This window comes from Zoogloea oryzae (genome assembly GCF_030161255.1).
GTDB lineage: Bacteria > Pseudomonadota > Gammaproteobacteria > Burkholderiales > Rhodocyclaceae > Zoogloea > Zoogloea oryzae.
This window is the reverse complement of the sequence record NZ_BSPX01000115.1, coordinates 1-8565: the sequence shown is the minus strand read 5'-3', so window position 1 is coordinate 8565 and position 8565 is coordinate 1. Positions and strand designations below refer to the sequence as shown.

General features: G+C 70.0%; 8 protein-coding genes. 5 read left to right on the top strand and 3 right to left on the bottom strand.

All coding sequences use genetic code 11. The features are described from left to right. Together QQK25_RS21515 and rodA are read left to right on the top strand one after the other, a co-directional pair. The coding region (locus QQK25_RS21515) for an amidohydrolase (RefSeq protein WP_284189808.1) at nucleotides 1–1728 on the top strand (1728 nt) is incomplete at its 5' end. Nucleotides 1729–1881: 153 nt separating this feature from the next. Then, nucleotides 1882–3051, top strand: a complete 1170-nt coding sequence (gene rodA, locus QQK25_RS21510) for a rod shape-determining protein RodA (protein ID WP_284189809.1) — start codon at nucleotides 1882–1884, stop codon at nucleotides 3049–3051. Here the strand turns inward: rodA and QQK25_RS21505 are convergent. Both QQK25_RS21505 and QQK25_RS21500 read right to left on the bottom strand, forming a co-directional pair. Next, complete coding sequence (locus QQK25_RS21505; protein WP_284189807.1) at nucleotides 3038–3637, bottom strand: response regulator transcription factor; 600 nt, start codon at nucleotides 3635–3637, stop codon at nucleotides 3038–3040. The two genes, rodA and QQK25_RS21505, sit on opposite strands and share 14 nt — an antisense overlap. Continuing rightward, nucleotides 3634–5193 (bottom strand): ATP-binding protein, encoded by a 1560-nt coding sequence (locus QQK25_RS21500; protein ID WP_284189806.1) that lies wholly within the window; start codon nucleotides 5191–5193, stop codon nucleotides 3634–3636. The genes QQK25_RS21505 and QQK25_RS21500 overlap by 4 nt, the downstream gene beginning before the upstream one ends. 157 nt (nucleotides 5194–5350) lie before the next feature. On the opposite strand from QQK25_RS21500, the gene QQK25_RS21495 reads away from it, so the two are divergent. Both QQK25_RS21495 and QQK25_RS21490 read left to right on the top strand, forming a co-directional pair. Further along, nucleotides 5351–6619 (top strand): putative Na+/H+ antiporter, encoded by a 1269-nt coding sequence (locus tag QQK25_RS21495; protein ID WP_284189805.1) that lies wholly within the window; start codon nucleotides 5351–5353, stop codon nucleotides 6617–6619. A 336-nt stretch (nucleotides 6620–6955) separates the two neighbouring features. Next, nucleotides 6956–7312 carry a universal stress protein gene (locus tag QQK25_RS21490; RefSeq protein ID WP_284189804.1) on the top strand — a complete coding sequence of 119 codons (357 nt, stop codon included), beginning with the start codon at nucleotides 6956–6958 and terminating at the stop codon, nucleotides 7310–7312. Here QQK25_RS21490 and QQK25_RS21485 read toward each other — a convergent pair. Continuing rightward, entirely contained in the window at nucleotides 7305–7958 is a 654-nt protein-coding gene (locus tag QQK25_RS21485; RefSeq protein ID WP_284189803.1) for a c-type cytochrome, read from the bottom strand. The two genes, QQK25_RS21490 and QQK25_RS21485, sit on opposite strands and share 8 nt — an antisense overlap. 107 nt (nucleotides 7959–8065) lie before the next feature. Here QQK25_RS21485 and QQK25_RS21480 point away from each other — a divergent pair. Then, on the top strand, nucleotides 8066–8565 hold a 500-nt coding region (locus QQK25_RS21480; RefSeq protein ID WP_284189802.1), incomplete at its 3' end, for an NAD(P)/FAD-dependent oxidoreductase.

Genomic DNA, 8565 nt, shown 5'->3' with positions numbered 1-8565 from the left:
CCGGCAGCCCCCGCGCCGACCACCGCAGCCGTGCCCGGCGCCCCGGCCGACCCCAACGCTGCGCCGCCGGCACCGCCTCCGCCGCCCCTGTCGGACATCATCCTCACCAACGGCGACATCATCACCCTCGACGACAAACGCCCGAGCGCCCAGGCCATCGCCATCAAGGGCACGAAGATCATCGCGGTGGGCAAGAGCAAGGACATCCTCGCTCGCTGGAAGAGCGAAGGCACCGAGGTGGTGGACCTGGCCGGCAAGACCGTCGTGCCGGGCTTCATCGACGCCTGGGGCCAGATGTCGCGCCTGGGTCTCGCCACCGTGGCGGCCCCGCTGCAGTCGCCACCCGAAGGCAGCGTTGCCGACGTGAACGGCCTGCTCCGCGCCCTGCGTGACTGGAGCCGCGGCGAACTCGCCCAGCGCTTCGGGTGGACCATCGGCTTCGGCTACGACGACAGCCGCCTGCGCGAGCAGCGCCCGCTCTCCCGCACGGATCTCGACAGCGTCTCCCGCGACAAGCCGGTGCTGATCGTCCATGCCTCGGGCCGTCAGGTGGTGGCCAACAGCGAGGCGCTCAAGCTCGCCGGCATCACCCGCGACAGCATCGACCCGCCGGGCGGCACCATCGGCCGCTGGCCGGGCTCGAAGGAGCCGGATGGCGTGCTCGACGGCGCCGCCGCCACCGCCCTGCTCGGCGCGCTGCCGCAGCTGTCGAAGGACGAGCGGATGGCGATGATCCAGCAGGGCCAGAGCCTGATGCTGCAGAACGGCTACACCACCGCCGTCGAGGCCCGCGCCACGCCGGACGACCTGGCCCTGTACACCCAGGCCGCGGATGCCGGCCTCCTCAAGCTCGACGTGGCCTTCTACGCCGATCTGGCCAGCGCCGGCAGCGCGCTCAAGGGCCACAAGAGCATCGGGCCCAAGTACTACAAGAGCCGCCTGCGCCTGGCGGGGGTTTCGTTCGCGCTGGATGGCGTGGCCGAAGACCGCAGCGCGTGGCTCACCCAGCCCTACCAGTTGCCGCCGCCGGGCAAGCGCACCAAATTTGCCGGCTACCCCGGCACGACGGACGAAGTGGCCACCGACCTCGCCACCCGCGCCTACGCGGGCGGCTGGCAAGTGGCGGTGCAGGCCAACGGCGACGCGGCCATCGACCAGTTCATCGGGGCGATCCGCGCCGCCGCCGCCAAACACCCGGCCAAGGACCGCCACCCGCTGCTGGTGGGCGCCCAGACCATCCGCGACGACCAGCTCGACGCCCTCAAGGAGGCCGGCGCCAGCCTGAGCTTCGCGCCCCAGCGGCTGGTGCTGTCAAAGCCCGCGCTGACCGACTACCTGCTGGGGGCCGAGCGCACCGCGCGATTCGCCCCGGCGGGCAGCGCCAAACAGCGCGGCATCACCCCCCTGCTCCACGCCGATCCGGCCCTCGCCGCTCCGTCGCCCTTCGGCGTGATGGCGGCGGCGGTCAAGCGCCCGGTGGGCGAAGACCAGCAGCTCGCCCCGCTGGACGCCCTGAAGGCCCTCACCCTGCTGCCGGCGAGGCAGCTTGGCGAAGAGAAGATCAAGGGCAGCATCGCCGCCGGCAAGCTGGCCGACATCACCGTGCTGTCGGCCAACCCCCTCAAGACGCCCGCCGACAAGCTCGGCGAGATCCGCGTCACCGGCGTGGTGAAGGAAGGCGCCGCCGTCTTCGGCGGGCCGGACGGCGGCGTGCCGATCATCCGCTGACCCCTGCAGCCGGGCGTCAGCCGGTGCCCGGCCCTGCCCCCGTTAAGGGACACCCCTAAGCAGGAAACCTAAGCGACTCCCGAATTATCCCGGGCGCGGCGGATGGCTATAGTCGATGGCCACCGGCCAGTGATGGCCAGCCGCCCTGCCCGCATGAACAATTCGCTGCTTCTCAAGGCCGGCAGCGCGTGGCGCACCTTGCTCGCGCCCCTCGACCGGCCCCTCCTGCTGCTCACCGTCGTCCTGCTCGCCTTCGCCACGCTGATCATCTCCAGCGCGTCACCCCAGCGGATCAACGCCCACCTCACCAATCTGGCGGTGGGCGTCGCCTGCCTGCTCGCGGCGGCCCACGTGACACCCCAGCGGCTGCGCCTCGTCACGCCGCCGCTGTACGCGGCCGGCATCGCGCTGCTGATCGCCGTGGCGTTGTTCGGCGACATCTCGAAGGGCGCCCAGCGCTGGCTGAACCTGGGCTTCACCCGCGTCCAGCCATCCGAGATCCTCAAGATCGCCGCGCCGCTGATGCTGGCCTGGTTCTACTTTCATCGGGACGGGGCGCTGCGCCACCGCGACCACCTCGCGGCGGTGGGCCTGCTGATGCTGCCGGTGCTGCTCATCGCCAAACAGCCCGACCTGGGCACGGCGATCCTGGTGTTCCTGGCCGGGTTCTTCGTGCTGTTTCTGGCCGGCATCCCGTGGAAGTGGATCGCCCCACTGGTGGTGGGCGTGCTCGCCATCGTGGTGGTGCTGCTGCTGTTCGGCGACAGCCTGTGCGAGAAGGACCGGCCCTGGCCGCTGCTGCGCGAATATCAGAAGCATCGGGTATGCACCATGCTCAATCCCACCTCCGACCCGCTGGGCAAGGGTTTTCACATCATCCAGGCGATGATCGCCACGGGGTCGGGCGGGGTGTGGGGCAAGGGCTGGGGCCTGGGCACCCAGACCCAGCTCGACTTCCTGCCCGAGCGCCACACCGACTTCATCTTCGCGGTCCTGGCCGAGGAGCTCGGGCTGGTCGGCGCGCTGGTGCTGCTGGCAATCTACATCCTGCTCGTGCTGCGGGGCATGTCCATCGCGCTCGCCACCAAGGACCGCTTCAGCCGCTACCTGGCGGGCAGCCTCACCCTCAGCATCTTCTCCTACGCCTTCGTGAACATGGGCATGGTGACGGGCATGCTGCCGGTGGTCGGCGTGCCGCTGCCCTTCATGAGCTACGGCGGCACCGCGCTGGTGATCCTGTGCATCTCGCTGGGGATGCTGATGTCCATCGCCCACGACCGCAACGCCGGCCGGGCGAGCAAGGCCGCCCTCAGCCCAGGCTGAGGCGTACCAGCTCGGCCACGCTGGCTACCCCCAGCTTGTCCATCATCCGCGCCTTGTGGACCTCGACGGTGCGCGGGCTGATCGCCAGCTCGGCCGCGATCTCGCGGTTGTGGCGGCCCGCCACCACCCGCTCCATCACTTCGCGCTCCCGCTGGGTCAGGCCGTCGATGCGGCGGCGCGCCTGATCGCGGCTCGCCGCGGCGTCGAGGGTCTCGCGCTGGCGCGCGAAGGCTTCGCCGATGGCCGCCAGCAGCCGCCCCTCGTCGATGGGCTTCTCGAGGAAATCCACCGCCTGGGCGCGAAACGCCGCCCGGGCCGAATCCACATCCCCGTGGCCGGTCATGATGACCACCGGCAGGCTGGCGCCCTGATCGAGCAGGGTGCGCTGCAGGGTCAGCCCATCCATGCCGGGCATGCGGATGTCCAGGAGCAGGCAGCCGCGCCAGTGGGGCTTGAAGGCCCGCAGCCAGCTGTCGGCGTCGGCGAACATGGCCACCCGGTAGTCGTGAATGCCCAGCAGCAGCCCCAGCGCGTCGCGCACCGAGGGGTCGTCGTCGACGATGAATACGGTCAGATTGTCGGTCATTGTGTGATGGCTTCCCGGATCGGCAGGACGAGCCTGAACTGCCCGTGGCCGGCGACCTCGCCCGTCAGGCTGCCGCCGTGCGCCTCGGCAATGGCCCGGCTGATGGCCAGCCCCAGCCCCATCCCGTTCGACTTGCCGGAATAGAAGGATTCGAAAACGAGCCCGAGCTCCCGCGCCGTGAGGCCGGGGCCGGAATCCTCGACGCAGATGCAGACCTGATCGTCCACCAGCACGTCGGCCCGGACGCTGACCCGGCGCGGCCCCGTGGCCTGCACCTGCACCGCGTCGAAGGCATTGGACAACAGGTTGCGCAGCACAACCTCCAGCTGGAGCCGATCGGCCAGCAGGTGAATGTCCGGCACCTCGTTCACCGTGAAGGCGATCCCCGCCGCGGCGGCCTTGTCCCGGTAGTGTTCGGCGGCAGCCTCGACGAGGCTGCACAGCGCCACGTCCTCGAGACGGGTGGCGCCGGTGCGGAAGAAATCCCGCAGCCGCTGGACAACCTCGCCGGCCCGGCGGGCCTCGCTGCGCATGCCGTGGATGGCCGCATCGAGCCGCGCCCCGCTCTCGCCCCGCGCCTTGAGGGTGTCGTAGGCCGACGCGTAGGCGCCCATCGCGGTGAGCGGCTGATTGAGCTCGTGGGCCAGGGCGCCCGCCATCTCGCCGGCGGCGGCGAGGCGCAGGGTCTGGCGAAGCTCGTCGCTGGTGCGGCGCTGTTCATCCACCACGCCGCCGATGAGAAAGCCGATCAACGCCATCACGAAGGCCAGCATCTGCAGCTCGGCCACCGTCACGGCGCTGAAGTCGAGCCACTGCACCGCCACGATCACGCCGATCTGCAGCAGCATGGCCGACACGATGGCACCCGCCATGCCCTGCCGCGCCGCCGCCCAGGCGATCGGCACGAACAGCCAGTAGAACAGCTTGAACCCGCTGCCACCGCCCAGCCCGAAGGCCACCAGCAGGGCCACCACGCACAGCAGCGCGTAGCCCAGGGTTTCCCAGCGCAGCAGCGCCGCCTTCAGCATCAGGCGGCCGCGCTCGCCGGCCAGCCACCAGAACAGCGGCATCGCCAGCGCAATGCCCACCATGTCGCCCACCCAGAACTGCAGCACACCACTGCGCCAGCCCTCGGCCGGCAGCAGCCCCAGCGCACAGAGGCCGGTGATGAAGACCACGCTGTTGAGGAACGTCCCCAGCACCACCGGCACCATCCAGCCCAGCAGCGCCGAGCGCCCGTCGAGCAGCGATCCGGGCTCCATGCGCCGGCGGAGCACTTCCGCCAGGGCCAGGTATCCGCCGGCGAGCATCAGCGCCGACAACAGGCTGCGCCACCATTCGAGGTGCACGCCCCGCACGAGGAACTCGCTGGCCACCACCGCCACGACGAACGCCCCGCGCGCCAGCGGCCCCTGGCGCAGCACATAGACCAGCCCGAGGGCCGGCGCGGGGTTCCAGGGCGTGATGTTCAGCCCGTGCAGCGGATGGATGAAACTCGCCGCATCCAGGGCGATGTAAAGGCTGACGAAGACGAGGGGGAGCAGATGCTTGCGCAAGAAGGACGCCGAACGGATGGAGATGGCCCCATTGTGAAGCCGGCGCCCCGATCGCGTAACAAGGGAAACCCGTAGGGGCTTCCACTACGCGCTTCCCGGATTTCCTGGGGCGGCGCGGCCGGGTACCGTAAGGCCAACTCCTCACTGTTCCCGGATCATGCTCTCCCTGGCCGCATCTGCGCCTGAAATCGCGGCTGCCGCAATTTTCGCGGTCGCCGTCGCCCACACTTTTTCGACCCGCTTCTTCGCCCATCTGGCCCACCTCCAGCCCCGTCATGCCGGGCTGTGGCACCTGCTCGCCGAGGTGGAGGTGGTGTTCGGGCTGTGGGCATTCGTGCTGGTCGCCGTGCTGTTCTGGCTGAACGGGCAGGATGCCGCGGTGGCCTACCTGGAAGGACGCAACTTCACCGAACCGATGTTCGTGTTCGTGGTGATGGTGATCGCCGCCAGCCGCCCCATCGTGAGCACGGTGATCGGCGTGGTCCGCCTGCTGGCGTCGGTGATCCCGATCCATCGCGCCGTGGCGACCTACTTCCTGTGCCTGTCGGTGGTCCCGCTGCTGGGCTCCTTCATCACCGAACCGGCCGCCATGACCCTCGCGGCGCTGATGCTGCGCGACGGCTACTACCAGCAGGGACTGTCCAACCGCCTCAAGTACGCCACCCTGGGGATGCTCTTCGTGAACGTCTCCATCGGCGGCACGCTGACCCATTTTGCCGCGCCGCCGGTGCTGATGGTCGCCGCGAAGTGGCAGTGGGACACCCTCTACATGATCTCCCACTTCGGCTGGAAGGCGGCCGTCGCGGTGTTTGCGAATGCCATCATCCTCACGTGGTTCTTCCGCGAGGAGCTGGCCGAGCGGGGCCAGATCGACCCTGACACCCGACGCGCCCCGGTCCCCGTCACGATCAGCGGGATTCATCTCGCCTTCCTGATCGGGGCAGTCTTCTTCGCCCATCACCCGGTGGTGTTCATGGGGCTGTTCCTGTTCTTCCTGGGCTTCACCGAAGCCTACAAGACCCACCAGGACCGCCTGATCCTGCGCGAAGGCCTGCTGGTGGCGTTCTTCCTGGCCGGGCTGGTGGTGCTCGGCGGGCTCCAGCAGTGGTGGCTGCAACAGGCGCTGGTCGGCGTGGAGCCGACCCTGCTGTACTTCCTCGCCACCGCGCTGACCGCCCTGACGGACAACGCCGCGCTGACCTACCTGGCCTCGCTGGTGGACGGCGTGTCGCCCGAATTCAAGTACGCCATCGTGGCCGGCGCGGTGACGGGCGGCGGCCTCACCTTCATCGCCAATGCGCCGAACCCCGCCGGCGTGGCGATCCTCAAATCGAACTTCGACGACGAATCCATCAGCCCGATGGGCCTGTTCCTCGCCGCGCTGCCCCCCACCTGCGTCGCCGTCCTGGCCTTCCAGGTGCTGTGATGTCGGCCGCCAGCCCGATCCTTCGGTCACGCTGGCTGCAATGGGTGCTGGTCTGCCTGTTCCCACGCCTGCGGGCCTGGCCCGTGCGCGACTGGCCGGGCCGTTCAACCTGCGACGGCTCCGCCGCGGCCTGCAGGCGGCCTACCGTCAGGATCATCCCCCCGCCGCGCCGCCCGGCTCCGACGCCCCCTGACCCGGAGCGCGCGACCATGAACACCTCCGCCACACAGCCGGCAGGCCACGCCCGTCACCGGCTGCTGATCCCCATCGACGCCACAGCAGCATCGAGATGGGGGGATCGCCCACGCGCTCCGGATTCATCGGGACGCCGGGCCGGTGGCAGTGTGCCTGCTCTACATCGTCGCGCCGGTGCACCACTGGACGGTGCGACGCTTCCGCACCGAGCCGGAGATCCACCGCCACTTCGAAACCCGCTCGCGGGTCTTTCTGGAAGAGGCCGCCCAGCCCCTGCGGGACGCCGGCATTGTCTGCCGCAGTCTGTTCCGCGAAGCGCCGCCCGTGCCGGGCATCCTCGATCTGGCCGAACAGCTCGGCTGCACCGCCATCGTGATGCCGGAACCCGGCTGGCCGGACATGCTGGACAGAAGCCTCGCCCGACGGCTGCAGCGCGCCCGGCGCGACATCCCCGTCACCCTGGCCCGCCCGCCAGCAGCCCAGGAACGGACTACTTGAGGCTGGACAGGTAAGCCACCACCGCCTCGATGTTCTGCTCGCCCAGGGCCATCACCGCGGCGGTCATCGGCGGGTAGATACGCTCCGGGCCACCCTTCAGGTAGCGCTTGAGGGTCTGACGCAGGTATTCCGGCTGCTGGCCGGCGAGCCGCGGGAAGTTCTCGCCTCCGTGCGCCTCGGGGCCGTGGCAGCGCACGCAGTTGCGCGCAAACAGCTGGCCGCCCTCGGCCGAACGCGGGCCCGGCGTGGCCACCGAAGGCGTCGCCGGCAGGTTGGCGTAGTAGTAGGCCACGCTGGCCTTCTCTTCGGCGCTGAGGGCCTTGCCCAGCCCCTGCATGAAGGGCTCCAGGCGCCGCCCGGTGCGGAAGACCTCAATCTGGTTGAGCAGGTAAATGGGATGCTGGCCGGCCAGGTTGGGCAACTCGGCATAGCGGGCGCCGGCCTGCTCGCCGTGGCAGTTGGCGCAGAACTGGGCCACCTTGCGGCCGGCGTCGATGGCGGCCTTCTGCTCGGCCGGCGTGCCCTTCTGCACCCGCGCGAGGTTGTCGCGCCCATCCACCGGCGTCGCTGCCGCGGCCGACAGGGCCAGCCCACACAACGCAGCGGCCAGCAGCGTCGCCGCGGCCTTCGGTTTGATACCCATCATCGGAAACCCCTTTGTGGCTGGCTGGCGATATGACCCGCCGCCTGATATGGGCATTGTAGCCGCCCGCCTGGAACTACAATTGAGCCTTTGTCACACTCGCCCACCGCATGAGCGCAGCCCCTGTTCCGCCCCGCAGCACCGTCCGCGTCGCCATCATCGGCGGCGGGCCGGCCGGCCTGATGGCCGCCGAAACCCTGGCCGCAGCCGGCATTCATGCGGATGTCTTCGACGCCATGCCGTCGGTGGGGCGCAAGTTCCTGCTCGCCGGCAAGGGCGGGCTCAACATTACCCATTCCGAGGCGCTCGAGGCGTTCGTGTCCCGTTACGGCACGCGCCGCGCCGAGCTTGAACCCATGGTGGCGGCATTTTCGCCCCAGGCCCTGCGCGACTGGGTCGAGGCGCTGGGCGTGACCACCTTCGTGGGCACCTCGGGCCGGGTGTTTCCCGCCGAGATGAAGGCCGCACCGCTGATGCGGGCCTGGCTGCACCGCCTGCGCGAAGCCGGCGTGCGCATCCACGCGCGCCACCGCTGGACGGGCTGGCACGCCGACGGCAGCCTGGCCTTCACCACGCCCGCCGGGCCGCAGGCGGTGACGGCCGACGCCAC

What these genes read in the sequence shown, in the direction of transcription:
- QQK25_RS21505 (WP_284189807.1), bottom strand. Translation starts at nt 3,637, where the DNA reads ATGACCGACAATCTGACCGTATTCATCGTCGACGACGACCCCTCGGTG.
- QQK25_RS21485 (WP_284189803.1), bottom strand. Translation starts at nt 7,958, where the DNA reads ATGATGGGTATCAAACCGAAGGCCGCGGCGACGCTGCTGGCCGCTGCG.
- rodA (WP_284189809.1), top strand. Translation starts at nt 1,882, where the DNA reads ATGAACAATTCGCTGCTTCTCAAGGCCGGCAGCGCGTGGCGCACCTTG.
- QQK25_RS21495 (WP_284189805.1), top strand. Translation starts at nt 5,351, where the DNA reads ATGCTCTCCCTGGCCGCATCTGCGCCTGAAATCGCGGCTGCCGCAATT.